The sequence below is a fragment of the Rhizobium sp. SG_E_25_P2 genome, from assembly GCF_029892285.1.
Classification (GTDB): domain Bacteria; phylum Pseudomonadota; class Alphaproteobacteria; order Rhizobiales; family Rhizobiaceae; genus Rhizobium_E.
This window is the reverse complement of record NZ_JARXVM010000009.1, coordinates 76,549-95,599: the sequence shown is the minus strand read 5'-3', so window position 1 is coordinate 95,599 and position 19,051 is coordinate 76,549. Positions and strand designations below refer to the sequence as shown.

12 protein-coding genes are annotated in these 19,051 nt (G+C 61.0%); 4 read left to right on the top strand and 8 right to left on the bottom strand.

Annotated features, from left to right (window positions below):
• Window positions 1–948, bottom strand: a complete 948-nt coding sequence (gene speB, locus M2360_RS14055; protein ID WP_280775819.1) for an agmatinase — start codon at window positions 946–948, stop codon at window positions 1–3.
• A 184-nt stretch (window positions 949–1,132) separates the two neighbouring features.
• Here speB and M2360_RS14050 point away from each other — a divergent pair, with 184 nt between their 5' ends.
• On the top strand, window positions 1,133–1,657 hold the full coding sequence (locus tag M2360_RS14050; protein WP_280775818.1) for a gluconokinase: 525 nt from the start codon (window positions 1,133–1,135) through the stop codon (window positions 1,655–1,657).
• Here the strand turns inward: M2360_RS14050 and M2360_RS14045 are convergent.
• From M2360_RS14045 to M2360_RS14015, 7 genes are all read right to left on the bottom strand, one after another.
• Window positions 1,652–3,625 carry a CHASE2 domain-containing protein gene (locus tag M2360_RS14045; RefSeq protein ID WP_280775816.1) on the bottom strand — a complete coding sequence of 658 codons (1,974 nt, stop codon included), beginning with the start codon at window positions 3,623–3,625 and terminating at the stop codon, window positions 1,652–1,654. The genes M2360_RS14050 and M2360_RS14045 overlap by 6 nt on opposite strands.
• Window positions 3,625–7,272 carry a FecR domain-containing protein gene (locus M2360_RS14040; protein ID WP_280775815.1) on the bottom strand — a complete coding sequence of 1,216 codons (3,648 nt, stop codon included), beginning with the start codon at window positions 7,270–7,272 and terminating at the stop codon, window positions 3,625–3,627. Before M2360_RS14040 ends, M2360_RS14045 begins: the two co-directional genes overlap by 1 nt.
• Window positions 7,273–7,374: 102 nt before the next feature.
• Window positions 7,375–8,967: an ABC transporter ATP-binding protein gene (locus M2360_RS14035; RefSeq protein ID WP_280775813.1), complete on the bottom strand. Its 1,593-nt coding sequence runs from the start codon at window positions 8,965–8,967 to the stop codon at window positions 7,375–7,377.
• Between the two features lie 2 nt (window positions 8,968–8,969).
• Window positions 8,970–10,112, bottom strand: coding sequence for an ABC transporter permease subunit (locus tag M2360_RS14030; RefSeq protein ID WP_280775812.1), 1,143 nt, complete (start codon window positions 10,110–10,112; stop codon window positions 8,970–8,972).
• Window positions 10,105–11,028, bottom strand: coding sequence for an ABC transporter permease subunit (locus M2360_RS14025; protein ID WP_280775811.1), 924 nt, complete (start codon window positions 11,026–11,028; stop codon window positions 10,105–10,107). The genes M2360_RS14030 and M2360_RS14025 overlap by 8 nt, the downstream gene beginning before the upstream one ends.
• A gap of 109 nt (window positions 11,029–11,137) precedes the next feature.
• Entirely contained in the window at window positions 11,138–12,679 is a 1,542-nt protein-coding gene (locus tag M2360_RS14020) for a peptide ABC transporter substrate-binding protein (RefSeq protein WP_280775953.1), read from the bottom strand.
• 274 nt (window positions 12,680–12,953) lie between these two features.
• The gene (locus M2360_RS14015; protein ID WP_280775810.1) at window positions 12,954–13,601 is read right to left on the bottom strand and encodes a TetR/AcrR family transcriptional regulator; all 648 of its coding nucleotides are present in this window, start codon (window positions 13,599–13,601) and stop codon (window positions 12,954–12,956) included.
• 96 nt (window positions 13,602–13,697) lie between these two features.
• Between M2360_RS14015 and M2360_RS14010 the strand changes: the two genes are divergently transcribed.
• The 3 genes from M2360_RS14010 to M2360_RS14000 are packed head-to-tail and all read left to right on the top strand — an operon-like array spanning window position 13,698 to window position 19,002.
• The gene (locus tag M2360_RS14010; protein ID WP_280775809.1) at window positions 13,698–14,825 is read left to right on the top strand and encodes an efflux RND transporter periplasmic adaptor subunit; all 1,128 of its coding nucleotides are present in this window, start codon (window positions 13,698–13,700) and stop codon (window positions 14,823–14,825) included.
• Window positions 14,822–15,895, top strand: a complete 1,074-nt coding sequence (locus M2360_RS14005; RefSeq protein ID WP_280775808.1) for an efflux RND transporter periplasmic adaptor subunit — start codon at window positions 14,822–14,824, stop codon at window positions 15,893–15,895. The genes M2360_RS14010 and M2360_RS14005 overlap by 4 nt, the downstream gene beginning before the upstream one ends.
• Complete coding sequence (locus M2360_RS14000) at window positions 15,895–19,002, top strand: efflux RND transporter permease subunit (protein WP_280775807.1); 3,108 nt, start codon at window positions 15,895–15,897, stop codon at window positions 19,000–19,002. Before M2360_RS14005 ends, M2360_RS14000 begins: the two co-directional genes overlap by 1 nt.
• Window positions 19,003–19,051 lie beyond the last annotated feature (49 nt).

Below are 19,051 nucleotides of genomic sequence, written 5' to 3'. Positions count from 1 at the left end.
TCAACGAAACTTCGCGGCGATCACGCAGAGCAGTTCAAACATCATGGTCGCGCCGGCAAGCGCGGTCATGCCGCCGATATCGAAGGGCGGCGCAACTTCGACAACGTCAGCGCCGACAATGTCGAGGCCCTCTAGCAGACGCACCATTGCCTGCGCCTCGCGGGTGGTGAAGCCGCCAATCTCAGGCGTGCCAGTGCCGGGGGCCTGTGAGGGATCGATGCAATCGATATCGAAGGTGACGTAAATCGGCTGGGCGCCGACGATGTCGCGCGCCTCGGCCATCACATCCTCGACGCCGCGGCGGACGAATTCCTCCATATAGATGATGCGGATGCCCTGTTCGAGCGCCCAGCCATGTTCGTGAAGCTCGTAATTGGATCCGCGAATGCCAATCTGCACGATGCGCTTGGGGTCGAGCAGACCTTCTTCGATGGCGCGGCGGAAGGGCGTGCCATGGGTGAAGCGGTTGCCGCCGAAATAGGTGTCGTTGGTGTCGGAATGGGCGTCGAAATGGATCATTCCAATCGGACGGCTTCTCGCCACGGCGCGCAGAGACGGTAGCGTTGTCAGGTGATCGCCGCCCGCCGCAAGTGGAATGGCCCCGGCCGCCACGATCGAGGCGATGCCGTCCTCGATGCGCTTCAGCCCGTCCATCAGATCAATCGGATTAACAGAGACGTCGCCGACATCCGCCACATTGGCGAGGTCGAAGGGCGCGATCTTGGAGACGTGATGGATGCGCCGCATCAGGCTCGACTGATTGCGCATTTCGCGCGGTCCATGGCGCGCGCCTGCCCGGTTGGTCGTGCCACCGTCCCAGGGAATGCCGACCAGCGCGATATCGAGCCCTTCGGCGGTGGGAACGGCCGGCAGGCGCATGAAGGTGGCGTGTCCGGCAAAACGCGGCACTTCGGCGGCGTCGACGGGCTGATGCGTGGTCTTTTTCATTTTGGTTCCCTTGGAGGCGCATTGTCTTTCGCAGCCGCGAAAGATTTCCCGATTCGGCTTCGGAGTAAATCGATGGGCGCCGTTTCATTCGTGTTTCGGAGCGTGCTATTGGGAACGCCTTGCCGGGCGACACATTTCATCTGGGCGATGACCAAGCAGCTGAGGCGACAGGGAGAGACGACATATGACCCAAAGCGATGCGAGCAAGCCCATCGCCATCAATGTCATGGGCGTGTCCGGCTGCGGCAAAACCACGATCGCCGAGGCGCTGGCGGAAGCTCTCGACGCCGATTTCATTGAAGGCGACGCCCTGCATCCGGCGGAAAATGTCGAAAAAATGTCCAGGGGCGAACCGCTGACCGACGACGATCGCGCCGGCTGGCTCGAAAGCATCGGGCGGGCTCTGGATGGCAACCTTGCCAAGGGTCGCTCGACCGTCACCACCTGTTCAGCGCTCAAGAAGAAGTATCGCGATGCGTTGCGCGACCATGCGCCTGAGCTGATCTTCGTCTTCCTCGACATCAGCCGCGAAACCTCGTTTGAGCGCGTGTCGCACCGTCCGGGGCATTTCATGCCGGCAAGCCTCGTCGACAGCCAGTTTGCGACGTTGGAGCAACCGCAGGCGCCCGAACGGCATGTCCGGGTGGATGGGACTTGGTCGGTCGAAGAAATCGTGGAGAACGTGCTTCAGCGCATCCGGACGCTATAGCGCGCGCCCCTCTCCTGCGATCACATCGAACCGCGCATAATAGCCCGCGAGCGCCGGGTTATCCTCGGCAAGCGTCGCGGCGCATTGCTGAGCCAAGGCTAGATCGCCGCCGTAATAGGCGTCGAGAAGCGCCCGGTGGCGAGCCAGAACATCCGGCGAGGCGGTGCGCAGAACCGTGAACACCGGCGCTTCCTCGGTCTTGCCTTTGACGACGATCCGATCGAGTTCAAACACGGCGAGCCTGTCGCCGATGATGCGAGCCGTCTCCGGACCGATCAGCAGCGGCACATCGTAAAGCTTGGACGCGCCTTCGAGGCGGGAGGCGAGATTGACCGCGTCGCCCAGCACCGAATAGTCGAAGCGCGCCATTGAGCCCATATTTCCCACGACGCAATCGCCCGTATTGACCCCGACGCCGATGCGCAGCGGGAAATGGCGCCTGCCATGCGCGCGCGCGTCCGCCTCAAGCGTATGATTGAGCGCATCCATGGCGTCCAGCATGTCGAGCGCCGCCGAGACCGAGAGAAAAGCGTGGTCGGGCGATTCCAGCGGCGCATTCCAGAACGCCATCAGGCAATCGCCGATATATTTGTCAATCGTTCCGCTGCGCGCCAGCACTATGTCCGAAAGCGGCGTGAGCAGGCGGTTGATCAGCGTGGTCAGTTGCTCGGGATCATCCTTGAGCTGCTCGGCAATGGTGGTGAAGCCGCGCACGTCGCAGAACAGGATGGAGAGCTCGCGTTTTTCGCCGCCCAACCTCAAGCGAGAGGGGTCGCGGGCCAGCTGATGCACCAGTTCCGGGGCGAGATATTGCGCAAAGGCCTTGGTGATGCGCTGGCGCGACTTTCGTTCCTGCGCGTAATCGATCATCGCCTGGCCGGCATGGATGGCGACGAAGGCCGCCAGTGACGGCATGGGCGAGATGAACAGCCGACCGAAGCGCAGCATGAACCAGGTCGCAACGAAGACGGCGGTGATCAGGGCCAGCCCGACGCCAAACCCCTGCCAGCCGGAATTTGTCGAGACGATCAAAGCCGAGGCGATCGCCACGAACAGCAGCAGCCCCAGCCGCAGGGCGTCCGAGCCGTCACGGACCGCGAGGGAATAACGGAGATTGTCGAAAATCGTCGCCTGGATTTCCGCACCCGCCGTCAGCCGCCCGTCATGCACCGTATGCGCCGTGGCGAACGCGTCGGCGCCGCCGCTGTCGAGCGTCGGGGCGTTCTGCAGACTGAGACCCACAACCACGACGCGGCCGCGGATCAGGCCGGGCGGTAGAAAATTGTCGGGATCAAGCGCCTGGTAATAAGAGATCGTCTGGTAGCTGCGTGGCCCTCCAAACACCTGGATCAACCGGCCCGGCTCTGGCGGATCGAAGGCCTCGCCTGCGGCTTTCGCCAACATGGCGGCGAAACCGTCGGGATAGGCCGGCGCCTCGCGCAACACGCCGTCCCGGCCGAGAGTGACAGAGGCGATGCCCCCCGCGGCGCCTGTGTCGGAAAACATCTGCAGCGGCATGGCGCGGATCAACTGATCGGCCTGATCTGCGGTGACGAGCGATTCATCGGCGGCCAGCACAACGTCTGAGCCGAGCGCCTGCTTCAAGGCCTGATCTTCCGCCTCGGTTGAGGGCTCGGAAAACACGATATCGAAGCCAATCGCCTTCGCGCCAGCAGTCCGTAGCGCCTTGATGAGACGGCCGTGCAGGCTGCGCGGCCAGGGCCAGCGTTGATTGATGTCGGCAAGCGACGGCTCGTCGATCGCCACCACAAGCGGCGCATCTTCCGGCAGCGGCGGCGCGCCGACGGTCGAAAGATAGTCAAAGGCCCGATAATCCACGAGCGCCCAGAAAGGCAGCCGCGCCAGGCCGGCAACGGCGAGAAAGAGCAGCGTCGAAAGGATGACGATCTGGCCGCGTCGACCAACGAAGCCGCGCCATCGCCGCCAGAGCTTGGCGAGTGCCATCATCAGAAACGGGCCTTGAACATGCCGCGGAAGGAGGGACCCCAACCGGGAACCCCATCGGAAATCTCGAAATCGGCGTCGAGAATATTGTAGGCCGTGAGCTCAAGCGAATAACGCTTGCCGAATGGCTCCCAGGTCAGCCCGGCGTCGAGCGTCCAGACATCGTCAAGTTTAACGCCCGCGCCGTCGATACGCTTGCCGAGATAATTGCCCGCCACAGTCAGACGAAGATTGTTTTCATTGACCCAGGTTGCCGCGACCTGCCCGGCCCAGGAGGGCATAAACGGCATGCGGTCGCCTACGTTGCGCGAAAGCGGATCCTGGTTTTCCGACCACGTCCGGACTGCGGTGGCGGACAGGCCGAGCCCGCCGCCTAACGCCAGATTGCCGGTTGCGCTCAAGCGGTCAGATGAACCTTGCGAGACGGAAATGCCGAAATTCTGGCTTGGGACCAGCGCGAAAAAATCGTCGATCTCCTGATGCTGATATTCGACAGCGGTGAAAACGCTTCGCGTCCATTCCGCATCCCATCGTGCCGCGAGCGTATCGACGCCGCCATTCGAATCCACCGGAACCTGTGCAGCCTGCAATCCAACAACGCCAATTGGCGATAGAGTCGGCGTCGTGAATTCGGAACTTTCTCCGAGATAGCCGAGACGAAGCCATTGGCCATTGACCGGCTCCCAGGCAAAACCCGCGCGGGGATCAAGCCTTCGAGCGCCATCCTCTCCCCCGCCTGACATCGACGCCGTGAAGCCATATTCTGCCTTCCAGCCGGGCGCAAAGTCGTGCAAGGCGTCGAGATAGGCGCGGCCAATCATCTTGTCGCCGATGACGGACGAACCGGTTATGATGGCAGGGCTTCCTGCTCGCACATAAGCATATTGGCTATTCTGCCACTGCCAGCCGGCTTCCACGCCGTACCGCCAGGTGACGTCGCCTGTCTCGACCGTACGCCCGAGGGAAGCGAGCGCGGCTTGATGATCGACATCCTCGATGCTGACCAAAAAAGGAACGGGAGCGCCGGGAGTGGGAAAGAAATTGACCGTTTGCAGTACATCGCTCTTGGCCTTAGTGTAAAACAGAGCCGCATTGACGACGTCGTGATAGGCGAGCGTGTGGCTCCAGCCGAGACCGGCAGCGATGACGTCGCCGTCGCCGTCGATGTCAGATTCGCCGGGCGGAACGCTTCGCAATGTCTGCAGAAAATCATCATTTTCCGTGGAGCGATTGAAAAAGCCGATCACCCGATCGTAGGGTGTCGGACTGGCCGTGATGTAGACCAGACCATTCGCGATTTCGTTGGTCGACGTGATGTCGCCTGACGCGTCAACGGTCCGCTCATCAGTCGCACGTTCCCAGTCGACATTGGCGTAAATGCTGAGCGGGACGCCGGAATTTGAAAACGCCTGCACCTCGGCATTGACCAAAGGCCCCACATCCGAACCCGATACCACCACCCCGCCGCCAATTGTGGTCTCGACGAAAGGCGCCCGAAACAATTGCGGATGCATCGTGGGGCCGGACACCATATGCGGCTCCAAGAGCAATCCCTGAAACAGCGCGGAAGCGGAGCGGCTGGTTGTGGCGTTCTGGACGATGTCGACGCCATAGGAATAATTGGTGAAATAGCCGGGCGGACTGCCGCGTAACGCCTGATCGATCAATGCCGAACCCGAGAAGGCATCAAAAACGGCGTCCGAATAATACTCAGCCCAGGCATTGAGACCCTGAAAGCGGAAGGCGCCGTTGAGGGTCGAGCCAGACTCCTGATTGGCCCCGAGAGCCCCGTAATAGCCGCCTCGCGCACGAGACAGGCGAACATAGTCGCGTGCATACCGAATGGCGTTGACGGAATCATAGTCGTCGAGCGCCATGCGCGCCCGCACGGCGGACACCACAGGATCATTGCCGTCGAGCCGCTCGGCGTTGTCGAGCGCCTGATCGGCGGCAACGCGGTCGCCTTTCTGATACTGAGCCGCAGCGAGCCCCAGCTGGGCCTGAGCATAGCCGGGATCCGTCACTGACCCAGCGAACAGATCCTCGACGCCGATATCCGTTTTGCCGGTCTGCAGAAAATATCGGCCACGGGCAACCAGCGCCGGCGAGAAACCCGGATCCAGCGACAATGCTTTGTCGATCAGGGGCTTCGCATCGTTGACCCTATCGAGATCGAGATAGAATATCGCGAGATTAGTATGGCTGACGGCATCGAACGGATCGAGAAAAATCGCTTTGCGAAAAGCGGCCTCTGCTTCCCGCGCGCCACCCAATTCCGATTGAATATTGCCAACTTCATTCCAGCCGGAATCAGCCCCCGGCTCGATCTGAACCGCGCGTTCCACGGAGGCAAGGGCTCCTTTCAGATCGCCCTCAATGCCGGATTTGAAGTGTGACGAAACCTCCATCGCCACCGGTTCGTCAGGATCAAGCGCCAGCGCGCGCGCAATCGCTTCCTTGGCCTGGCCACGGTCGTTAAGAAGCAGCGCGATCCAAGCGCGATAGGCCGGCAATACGGGATCCTCGGGGAAGCGGTTTTCCGCGCTCTTAAATTCCGCTATCGTCGCCCTGAGATCCTTCAGAAACCCCAGAGCATACGCGCGCAAGAACGCCGCTTCAGGACCATCCACGGAAGTCGGCAGCGGCTCGACATGGTTTGGATCGGCGAGCGTGCGGGCGTAGTAGCCGCCATAAAGCGCTATCCCCTGCCGGCGTTTGTCGAGCCCGGGCTTCGCCTCCGCGAACAGGCGGGCGGAGGTCTTATAATCACTCTTGAAACCGGCGATGATCGCCTTGACCAACGTCAGACGGGCGCGCTGGCTGCGGCTGAATTTGCTGTCGTCGAGATGGGCCAGCGTCTGCTCCGCCGCCAGAACGCCGTCGAGCCGCAACTGTCCCTCGACCAGGGAGACCCACTCTTCGGCGCTGCGCGCGGCGGCGTCTTTCTCGGAGATAGCGATGATCGTGCGACGGACCTCCACAGGCCGACCGAATGTGGGCGACATTCGTTCGAAAGGTTCGCGACGCGGCAGATAGAACAGCATCTGCTCGCGGTCGTCGGAATCGACGATCGCCAGCATCTCCGGCGCCTGGCCAACCGTCGCCGCAGCCGCCTGGCCCTGCGACACATCGACCGAGCCCTGGGGATTGCTGAGCGACACGCGGCCGTCGAGCACGCGCAGCGCGGTGCGAGCTCCCGCAACCGTCATCGTCCAGTCCGTGCCGCGGATCGCGGCGGTGGCCGCTGGGGTCTCGACTTTCACGCTTGAGCCGCCGCGCTCGGCCCGCGCCCAGATCGAGCCCGATTGCAGTTCGAACACCGTCTCTTCAGCGTCCGACGCAGCGAGCTTCTTGACCACCAGCGAGGAATTGCGGCCAAGCCGGATCTGCGTGCGGTCGGAAAACAGGATCGCAAGTTGGCCCACGGCATTGGTGCGCAACACGTCGCCGGCCAGGAGGTCCTGTTTGACATCCACGAACCGCCATTGCGAGGCGTCGATAAACCGGACTTCCTCGCCGCTCTTGCGAGCGATGACGGCGCCTGCTGCGGGCGGCGGCCTGGGGAGGGGATCGGCAAGCACAGTGAGGCTGGACGCGCTGATCAGCGCCCCGCCCAATAGTGCCGGTATCGTAAATCCACGTGCCCCCATGCCGTATCAGTGGAAGGGCAGCATTCGCTTGTCAAGCGTTTGCCGATATGAGGCAATGACGGACAGCCAGGCCGCGATCACGCGCCGCCCGGAAATCCAAAACTACCCGCCCATGGCGGCAGCCATCAATTCCTTGGTGTAATCCATGGAAGGCTGATCGAAGATCTCGTCCGTCAACCCCTGCTCCACCACCCGGCCGTTCTTCATCACCATGATATAGTCCGACAGCGCCCGGACGACCGCGAGATCATGGCTGATGAACAGATAGGCGAGCTTATGTTTGGCCTGCAGATCCCGCAGCAGTTCGATGATCTGCTTCTGCACCGACCGGTCGAGCGCCGAAGTAGGCTCATCGAGCACGATGACCTTGGGCTTGAGGATGATGGCGCGCGCGATGGCGAGACGCTGGCGCTGTCCGCCCGAGAATTCGTGCGGATAGCGATTGCGGCTCTTCGGATCGAGGCCGACCTCGATCAGGCTCTCGATCGCGCGCTTGTCGCGCTCGGCCTTGCTCAGATGCGGCTCATGGATCAGCAGGCCCTCGGTGATGATTTCGCCCGCCGTCATGCGCGGCGAAAGCGAGCCATAGGGGTCCTGGAAGACAAGCTGCAATTCGCGTCGAAGCGGACGCATCGCCGCCTTGTCGGCCTTGGAGATGTCCTTGCCGCAGAACACCACCCTGCCCTCGCCGTCATAGAGGCGCAGCAGGATGCGGCCGAGCGTCGATTTGCCGGAGCCGGATTCGCCGACCACGCCGATCGTCTGGCCCTCCTTCAGCATCAGCGACACCTTGTCGACGGCGATCAGATATTTCACCCCGCGCCCGAGGAAATCGCCGCCATATTTGAAGCGGATCGACATGTTGCGCGCATCGATCAGGATCGGCGCATCAACCGGCGGCGGATCCTTGCGACCGGTCGGCTCTGCGGCCAGCAGCATCTTGGTGTAGTCATGCTGCGGATCGGCGAAGATCGCCTCCGCGCCGCCCGTTTCCACCACCTCGCCGCGCCGCATCACCGCGACGCGATCGGCAAACCGCCTGACGACGCCGAGATCATGGCTGATGAAGACGATGGCGAGGCCCAGGCGATCCTTCAATTCCTTGAGGAGATCGAGAATTTGGGCCTGGATGGTCACATCGAGCGCGGTGGTCGGCTCGTCGGCGATCAGCAATTCCGGATCGTTGGCAAGCGCCATGGCGATCATCACGCGCTGGCGCTGGCCGCCCGACATCTCATGCGGATAGGAATCGAGCCGTCGCTCGGCATCGGGAATACGCACGAGATTGAGCAGTTCCAGGGCGCGCGCCCGGGCTTCCGCTTTGGAAACCTTGCGGTGGTAGCGGATCGGTTCGGCAATCTGATCGCCGATCGTGTAGAGTGGATCGAGCGAGGTCATCGGCTCCTGGAAGATCATCGTCATCTTCACGCCGCGCACGGTGTTGAGCGTCCTGACCGGCTGGCCGATCAGCTCCATGCCCCGATAACGAGCCGAGCCGGTGACGCGGCCGTTGGCCGCCAGCAGGCCCATCACCGCCATCATGGTCTGGCTCTTGCCGGAACCGGATTCGCCGACCACCGCCAGCGTCTCCCCCTTGGCGACCGAAAGGCTCACGCCTTTCACCGCATGGATCTCGCCGTCTTCGCCGTCGAAACGGACATTGAGGTCGCGTATGTCGAGTACAGTGTCCGCCATGGTCAACGGTCCTTCGGATCGAATGCGTCGCGCAAGCCGTCGCCGATGAAGTTCAACGACACCAGCGTCACGACGAAAAACAGCGACGGATAGAGAAGCAGCCAGGACGCCGCCTCGATGGAGCTCGCGCCCTCTGCAATCAACACGCCCCAGCTGGTCAGCGGCTCCTGCACGCCCAGTCCGAGGAAAGATAGGAAGCTTTCGAGCAGAATGACCTGCGGCACGAGCAGCGTCACGAACACTACCACCGGACCGATCGTGTTGGGGATGATGTGCCGGCGGATGATCTGGCCATCCGTCAGGCCCATGGCCACCGCAGCGCCGACGAATTCTCGGCGTTTGATGGCAAGCGTTTGTCCGCGCACGATCCGCGCCATATCCAGCCAGTTGATCGCGCCGATGGCGATGAAAATCAGCGCGATATGGCGGCCGAAGAACACCACCAGCATGATGACGAAGAAGATGAAGGGCAGCGAATAAAGGATCTCGACAAGCCGCATCATGATATTGTCGACGCGGCCGCCCAGATAGCCGGAAATCGCGCCATAGACCACGCCGATCACCAGCGAGACGAGCGTGGCGAGAATACCCACCATCAAGGAGATCTGTCCGCCGACCATGATGCGCGCCAGCATGTCGCGGCCGTTGCGATCGGTGCCGAGCAGAAAGTACTGGCCGTTTATGCGTCCCTTGACCGTGGCGGTCAGCCCGTCGGCGCCGGTCTCGGTAATCTCGGCGCCATCGAATTCGTCAGGACGATCGAGATAGCGCACGATACGCGGATCGATCGGTTTCTCGGCTTTGACCCGCACCGTATAGGTCGAACCGTCGACGTCAAAACTCTCCATTTGCGCACGTCCGCGTTCGATCGCCGCGTTCATCACCGGCTCCATCGTGTCCCTGTGCGGATATTGCTCAAGGCTTGGCGGCACGGCGACATAGCTCGGATAGATGTCGGCATAGCCATGCGGATTGAACAGCGGGCCAAGGAAGCAGATCAAGGCGACCAATGCGAGGGCGAAAATACTGGCGACGGCGGCTTTGTTGCGGCTGAGCCGAACAAGCGCCAACCGCGTCAGGCTGCGGCCCGCGCCGGAGTCAGGACTTTCGAGAGCGGGGGTTGTCGGATGGATCGCGTCACTCATAGCGCACCCTCGGATCGATGAATGCATAGATGACATCCACCAGCAGATTGAGAACGACAATGAACACCGAGATCAGCACCACCGTGCCCATCACCAGCGTATAGTCCCGATTGAGAGCGCCGAGCACGAAGTAACGGCCAACGCCCGGCAGCGAAAACAGTGTTTCGACAATGATCGAGCCTGTCAGCACCGAGGCCGCCGTCGGCCCGAGATAAGAAATCACCGGCATGAGGCCGGCTCTCAGCGCATGGCGTCCGACCACGCTCGACGCGGGCAGCCCATAGGCGCGGGCGGTGCGGACATGGTCTGCGCGAAGCGCCTCGATCATCGAACCGCGGGTCAGGCGGGCAAACACCGCGAGCTGCGGCAGAGCCAGCACGATCACCGGCAGAATGAGATTGCGGAAGCCGCCATCCCCCCAACTGCCTGTCGGCACGAGCTGCAACCCGACGGCGAAAATCAAGGTCAGGATCGGGCCGATGACGAAATTCGGCACGGTGTTGCCAAGCGCAGAAAACGCCATCAGCGCATAATCGGGCCAGCTATTTTGGCGAAGCGCGGCGTAGACGCCCATGATCACACCGCCAACCACGGCGATCACCAGCGCCCAGGCGCCGAGGATCATCGAATAGGGCAGCGCCTGAAGGATGAGTTCGGCGACAGAGTAATCCTTGTAGATGAAGCTCGGGCCGAAATCCCCGCGCAGCACATTGCCGAGATAGTAGAAATACTGCGTCCAAAGCGGTTGGTCGAGATGATAGACCGCCTTGAGATTGGCGAGCACCTGCGGCTCAAGCGGACGTTCGAGATTGAAGGGACCGCCTGGCGCGATCCGGATCATGAAGAAAGACAGGGTCACGACGATAAACACCGTCGGCAATGCGGACATCAGCCGCAACAACACGAAACGCAACATGGGCGCCTCCTCGATTTCGAAATGGCCAAAAGCCGCCGTCGTGAAGACGGCGGCGTCTGGGCCGCGCCCGTGTTCCGAAAACGGTCCGCGTACGCGAGCCCGGTCGGGATCACTCGATCGAGAGATATTTGGTCAGATGCTCGTTGACGGTGTTTTCCTCAAAGCCCTTCACCTTGCGGCTGACGAGCCAGAGGCTGGCATAGTTCATCATCGGGGTGATGGGATAGTCGTTCAGCGCCAAGGCTTCGGCTTCCTGCATGATCTGCATGCGTTTCGCCTGATCCCGCTCCTCATAGGAGGCTTTCATCAGGGCGTCGAATTTGGCGTTGGTCCAATGGCCATAGTTGAAGGCCTTGTTGGTGGAAACGAGCAGATTGAGGAAGTTTTCCGGGTCGGCATAGTCGGCCGCCCAGGCGGCGCGGGCGACGTCGAACTGGCCGCCTTCCTGCAGGTAAGCATAATGCGCCTTGACGTCGAGATTCTGCGTCGTCACGGTCGCGCCGACCGCCTTCCACATGTCGGCCACGGCGATCGCCACTTTCTTGTGGTTCTCATTGGTGTTGTAGCGGATATCGATCTTGAGCGGCTTGCCGCCTTCGCCATAGCCGGCTTCCTTGAGAAGCGCCTTGGCCGCATCCTCACGATCGAGCTGATCCATGTCGGCAATGTCGAACTTAGGCGAGGTGTAGCCTTCCATACCCTCGGGAACGAGGTTGTAGGCCGGCAGCTGCGCGCCGCCAAAAATCTTCTCGGCGAGGAAATCGCGGTCGATCGCCATGGACAGCGCCTTGCGCACGCGGACATCGCTGAAAGGCTCATGACGGCTGTCGAAAGCGTAATAATAGGTCGAGAGCGCCGGGCTCGCGAACACCTGATCCGCGCCGAGCTTCTTGGTCAGAAAATCGCGCTGATCGGCCTGGTAATTATAGGCCATGTCAAGTTCGCCGTTTTCGAACATGCGCTCGGTGGCGGCTTGGTCTTCGGACGGATTGTAGATGACTTTGTCGATCTTCACATTCGCCGCATCCCAGTAATTGGGGTTCTTGACGGCGGTGATATGGTCGTTGGCGACATATTCCGTCAGCATATAGGCGCCGTTGGTGACCATCTTGCCCGGCTTGGTGAAATCCTTGCCGTCCTTTTCGATGCTCGCTTTGTTGACCGGCAGCGCGGTGTAATGGGTCATCAACTGCAGGAAATAGGGCGTCGGCCGCTCAAGCGTGATTTCAAGCGATTTCTCGCCGACGGCCTTGAGACCGAGATCCTCAGCCTTGGCCTTCTTTTGATTGAAGGCTTCGGCGCTCTTGATCGGGTAGAGAATGTTGGCGTAGCCGGCGGCAGTCGCCGGATCGAGCAGGCGCGTCATCGAATAGACGAAATCGGCGGCGGTCACCGGCGAGCCGTCGGACCACTTGGCCGCGTCACGGATCTTGAATGTGTAGACCTTGCCGTCATCGGATACGGTCCAGCTTTCGGCGGCGCCCGGCGACACTTTGCCCTTGGCGTCATACACCGTGAGACCTTCGGACAGGTCGCGAATGATAAAGCCTTCGATGTCGATCGATATCTGCGCCTGGTCGAGCGATTGCGGCTCGCCGCCATTGCCGCGACGGATCACGGTTTCGGCCAAGGCTGGCAGCGCCAGCGACATGGCCAGCGCGCCTCCGAGCAGAAGACGATTGATGGACTTGAAATAGGGATGGACGCTCATTGCAGCACCTTTCTTTTTTAACCGCCAGTTTCCCCTCTGACGCGGAGCCAGACTATTGGCTCCAGGAGAAATTGCAACATCGATCCGATCGGGCGCAACCGCGCCTCGGGGCCAAGGCGTTGGCCTATCGGGCGAAACACGGTGAAATCAGGCCTTTGCAGCAGATGAAAACAGCAGTGAAAATCAGATGCGGCTCTTCACGCCGGCTCGCTCCCTAGGCTTTGAGTATCCTCGCCAACAAAGCGCTGACGGCGTCCTGCCAGCCGCCGTCGGCCCGCGCCACGGGCGTGAGCCGTGTCAGGAACGGCCGTGTCGACACCACGAGCCCAGCCATCGCGAAAGAGGCGACCACCATCAGCACCTCGTCCAAAACGGGCTCTTCGCCGTCGCGATGAATTGACCGGAGCGCGGGCAAAAGCACACCCAGCATGGGGGCGACCAGCCGAGTTTCGAGAATGTCGCTTCTCGTCGTATCGTCGGCTGCGATCATCTCGCCGACCATCAACTGGGCGAATTGCGGCCGCTCGCTGATCATCTCGACGATCCGCGCCGCAATCCGGGAGAGTCGCTCGCGGTCGTCCAAGCCTGCGCAATCGCGCAGGAATGACGTGAGCCGCTCCAGTGAATCGTCTGCGACACTGGTGACGACATCGGTCCAAAGCCCGAGCTTCGAGCCGTAATGGTAGGAGATCAACGCGACATCCACCCCGGCCGTCGCGGCGATCATCCTGAGCGAAGTGTTTTTGAAGCCGTTTTCCGCAAAACAGGCGAGCGCGACCGCCAACAGCGCGGCGCGGTCATGGCCTTCACCGCGTCGAGGCCGACCCCGCCCTCGCTCCTGTCCCTTATTACCATCGATCAAAATTAGCCCCTCCTGGAGACTTGACAAAAATAGCCATTCCCCCGCATATATTCAACAGCCGATGAATAAAATTCGATCGTTTCATAGGGAAAGAACATGCTGGATAGCGCTGCTGAGCCAGATAACTGCATAAATTTCGGAAATCGGGCGCGTGCGCTTCCCTTACTCCTCGGACTTTGCCTGATCGGGTTAGCTGCCTGCGATTCGCAAAAAAAGGCAGAGGGTCCAACGATCTCGCAAGTCGCGGTGCAAAAAGCCGCGATGACGCAAGATGCCGAGGAGGGCTCGGGAACGGGCGAAATAAAGCCGCGTATCGAAAGCGAACTTTCCTTCAAGGTGAGCGGCCAGGTGAATGCCCGCTATGTCGGCGTCGGCGATCACGTCAAGACAGGGCAGATTCTCGCGACGCTGGACGACACCGAGCAACGCGCCGATGTCGCATCCGCCCGCGCCTCCGTCGATTCCCAGGAAGCAAGCCTACGCATCGCCCAATCGGTCTTGAAGCGCCGCGAGGCGCTCACCGCCACGGGCGCTCTGTCGCGCCAGCAACTCGACAGCGCAGTGCAGGAATTCCAGTCTGCGGAAAACGATCTCGCTGCGGCGAAGGCCTCTCTGGCGACGGCGGAAGAGGCGCTCGGGCAAACCGTTCTCCGCGCAGACGCTGATGGCGCGATCACTGCTCGCAACATAGAAACCGGTCAGGTCGTTCAGCCCTCTTCGACCGCCTTCACACTTGCGCAAGATGGCGCGTTGGACGCCGTTTTCAACGTCCAGGAAAATGTGTTGAGCGCGCGCGACGTTGCGCCAACCATCGAGATCTCACTCCTGTCTCGTCCTTCGATCAGAGCAAAAGCGAACATCCGAGAAGTGAGCCCGGCGCTCGATCGGACGCTCGGAACGGTGCGGGTCAAGCTGAGCATTGAAAATCCGCCGCCTGAAATGACGCTTGGATCGACAATTGTGGCTCATGTTCGTTTCGCGACCTATGAGCGCGTGAAAATCCCGTGGCAATCGCTCTATTCTCTCGACGGCCAGCCGGCGGTCTGGGTCGTCGATCCCACATCCATGCAGACAACACTCAAGACCGTTTCCGTAGAACGTTACGACGCGACACAAGTGGTGCTCGCAAAAGGGTTGAAGCCCGGCGACATCTTTGTCGTCGATGGCGGCCAGTTTCTGAGAAACGAAGAGAAAGTCGCAATTACCGGCGAGGCCGTCCAATGAAGCTTACCTTTTTTCCACCACTTGTCCTGATGGCGGTGGCGCTGGCGGCCTGTAATGAGGCTCCGGAAGCCGCCGAAACGCCGATCCGGCCGGTTCTCACCACGATCGCTGAAGCAAAGCGCACGGAAGCCGTCGGATTTACGGGTACGGTGGAGGCAGCCTATAGCGCCGATCTCGGCTTTCGGGTCCTGGGACGCATCACCGCCCGCAATGTGAATGTCGGCGATCTGGTACACAAGGGCGAAGTGCTGGCGACGCTGGACAATTCCAGTCTTCGCCTCGCGGTCGACAAGGCCAAGGCGGACGTCGCCTCGGCGAAAGCCAAGCTGGACCTCGCCAAAGTGACGGAAGAGCGGCAGAAGAAGCTCCTGGCCACCAACGCAGCCACGAAGGAGAGCGTCGAGGAATCGGTGCAGTCCCGCGAGGCCGCCGAGGCCTCGGTGCAGCAGTTGCAAGCAAGCCTAACCAAGGCTCTGGAGCAGTTGAGCTATGCCAAACTGACCTCGGAGACCGATGGGGTCGTCTCTGCCGTTTCGGGCGAAGTCGGCCAGGTCGTGTCCGCTGGCCAGACGATCGTCACCATTGCTGGCCTCGGCGCCCGCGACGCCGTTGTCGACATTCTAGACAGCTATGACGCGCTGACGGCGATCGGAACACCCTTTGTCGTCACGCTACAGGCCAATCCAACGATAAAAGTGAAGGGCAAAGTTCGCGAAGCCGCGCCTCAGGCCGATGCGGCGACGCGCTCGTTGCGCACCAAGATCGCACTCGACGCCCCCCCCGAAACCTTTCGACTTGGAAGCACTGTCACGGCCACGCCGGAACAGCCAGTCCGCGACGAGGTTTGGCTGCCGCAAAGCGCCATCGGCGGCGAAGGCGCAAGCCATTTCGTCTGGATTGTCGATCAGGAGACCAAGAAGGTCTCGACACGGCCGGTCACGATCGAGACCGCAGTCGGTGGCGGCGCTCACATCCTGTCTGGCGTCAAACCCGGAGAACGCGTCGTCACAGCCGGCGTGAACTCGCTTTCCAACGATCAAACAGTTCGCATTGACGGTGAGACGCCCTGATGACCTCAAAATTCAATTTGTCCGAATGGGCGCTCGCGCACAAATCCCTGGTCTGGTATTTCATGATCCTGGCTGCGGTGGCCGGCGTTTTGTCCTATATCAATCTCGGCCGCGAGGAAGATCCTGATTTCAGCATCAAGACCATGCTGATCCAGGCCAGCTGGCCCGGCGCATCGATCGAGGAAATGACGGGCCAAGTCACCGACCGGATCGAGAAGAAGCTCCAGGAACTGGACAACCTGGACTACACCAAGAGCGTCAATGCGCCAGGTCAGGCAACGATCTATGTAAACCTGCTCGATACGACCAAGGCATCGGATGTGAAGCCGACCTGGGTCAAAGTTCGCAACATGATCGCCGACGTCGCGCCACAACTGCCGTCCGGCGTGCAAGGCCCGACCTTCGTCGATAGTTTCGGAGATGTTTTCGGCAATATCTACGCCTTCACCTCCGATGGCCTCACACAGAGGCAGTTGCGCGACTATCTCGAAGCCGCCCGAACCGAAATCCTGTCGGTTCCGAATGTCGGCAAAGTAGAGCTGATCGGCGCCCAGGACGAAGTTGTGTATCTGGAATTCTCCACTCGCCAGATGGCCGCTCTCGGAGTAACCCAGAACCAGATACTGACCACGCTGCAGAACCAGAACGCGGTGGTCGCCTCTGGCACCTTGCGCACGACGAGCGAGCAAATCAATCTGCGCGTCTCGGGCGGCTTCGCCTCTGAAGATAGCCTGCGCAACATCAATCTGCGCGTCAATGACCGGTTTTTCCGGTTGAGCGACGTCGCCAAGATCACCCGCAGTTATTCCGATCCTGAAGATCCGCTGTTCCGCGTCAATGGCAAACCGGCGATCGGCCTCGCCATCGGCATGAAGGCCGGCGCTAATCTGCTGGATTTCGGCGAAGCTCTGAACAAGACCATGGAACGGGTCATTGAGGATCTGCCGTTGGGCATCGGCGTCCATCACGTCGCCGCTCAGGCGGAAGTCGTGGACGAAGCGGTCGGCGGTTTCACCAAGGCGCTGTTCGAGGCCATCGTGATCGTCCTGGTCGTCAGCTTTCTGAGCCTTGGCATGCGCGCCGGCCTCGTCGTGGCCGTCTCTATCCCGCTCGTTCTCGCCATTACCTTCGTGTTCATGGAATATGCCGGCATTTCGCTACAGCGCATTTCCCTCGGGGCCCTCATCATCGCGCTCGGCCTGCTGGTCGACGATGCGATGATCGCCATCGAAATGATGGTGTACAAGCTTGAGTCTGGAGAAACGCTGCAAAAAGCAGCCACGGCCGTCTACACATCCACGGCGTTTCCAATGCTGACCGGAACACTTGTCACAGTTGCAAGCTTCATCCCGGTCGGCCTCAACAATAGCGCGGCGGGCGAATTCACCTTCACGCTGTTCGTGGTCATCGCCGTATCCCTAGTCGTATCCTGGATCGTGGCCGTGTTGTTTACGCCTCTGCTCGGCGTGCTAATGCTGCCCAAGACGATGAAAAAGCACCATGAGGAGAAGGGACGGGTCGCCCGCGCCTTCGCTAGCCTTCTCAATCTGTGCGTCAGTTGGCCCAAGGTCACCATTGCGTTGACAGCGATCGCTTTCGGCGTGTCGGTCTATGGAATGGGTTTCGTGCAGCAGCAGTTCTTCCCCTCCTCCGACCGCCCCGAACTGGTGATCGACTGGACCGCGCGGCAAAACAGCACGCTTGCGCAGACCAAGGCGGAAATGGTCAGTTTCGAAGAGAAACATCTTGCAGGGAACCCGGATATCGATCACTGGACGTCCTATGTCGGCCAGGGCGCAAAACGCTTCATCCTGTCTTTCGACGTTCAACCCAACACCTCGAATTTCGGGGAAATGGTCATCGTCGCGAAGGATATCGAAGCGCGCGATCGCCTGAAAATCAGCCTGAGCAAAGCTGCGGAACAGGAATATCCGGGCTCCGACGTGTTCGTGAAACTGCTTGACCTCGGCCCGCCCGTGGGGCGCCCGATCCAGTATCGCGTTTCTGGCGCGGACCCGGAAAAGGTTCGCATTTATGCCCGCGACATCGGCGCGATCCTTGGCGGCGACTCTCGTCTCGGCCGTGTGGTTTACGACTGGATGGAGCCGGCTCGCACGGTGAAGGTCGAGATCCTGCAGGACAAGGCTCGCCAGCTTGGCGTGACGTCCTCTGATATCGCGACTGCGCTCAACAACATGACCGGCGGATCGACCATTACCCAGATCCGTGACAGCATCTACCTGATCGACGTGGTCGGGCGCGCGGTCAAGGACGAACGACAGTCGATCGAGACACTGCGAAACCTGCAGCTTTCGGGTGGGGACGGTCAGTCTATTCCGCTCGCCTCCATCGCCAATTTCCGATATGAAATGGAGCAGCCGATTATCTGGCGCCGCGACCGCATGCCGACGATTACGGTGAAGGCGGCGATCAACGACTCCACGCAACCCGCGACCATCGACCAAAAGCTTGAGCCACAGATCAAGGCCTATGCCGCGAAATTACCTGTCGGCTACAAGGTCGAAGTGGGCGGTTCGGTGGAAAGCAGCGCCAAGAGCCAGGCGCCGATCGCTGCGGTGACCCCGCTGATGCTGCTGACCATGGCGACGATCCTGATGTTCCAGTTGCAGAGCTTCCAGCGCCTGTTCATGGTCGTCATCGTGGCTCCGCTCGGCCTGATCGGCGTCGTCGCAGCGCTGTTGCCCAGCGGCGCGCCGCTCGGTTTCGTGGCGATCCTCGGCGTGCTTGCCCTGATCGGCATCCTTATCCGCAACTCGGTGATCCTGGTCGTTCAAATCGAGACCCTGATCAAAGAAGGCCTAGCGCCATGGAACGCGGTGATTGAGGCGACCGAGCATCGCATGCGGCCGATCATGCTGACCGCCGCCGCCGCCAGCCTCGCGCTGATCCCGATTTCGAGGGAAATTTTCTGGGGACCCATGGCCTACGCTATGATGGGCGGCATCATCGTCGGCACCGTGTTGACGCTGCTGTTCCTGCCGGCGCTTTACATCGTCTGGTTCCGCATCAAACGGCCCGATGGCAATGATGCGGCAAAGGAAGAAAAGGCTGAAGGCGCACCCTCCATAGAGGCTCACCCGGCCTGACGCCCTGAAAACAACGCGGCCCCTCAGCAGGGGCCGCACTCATTTTGCG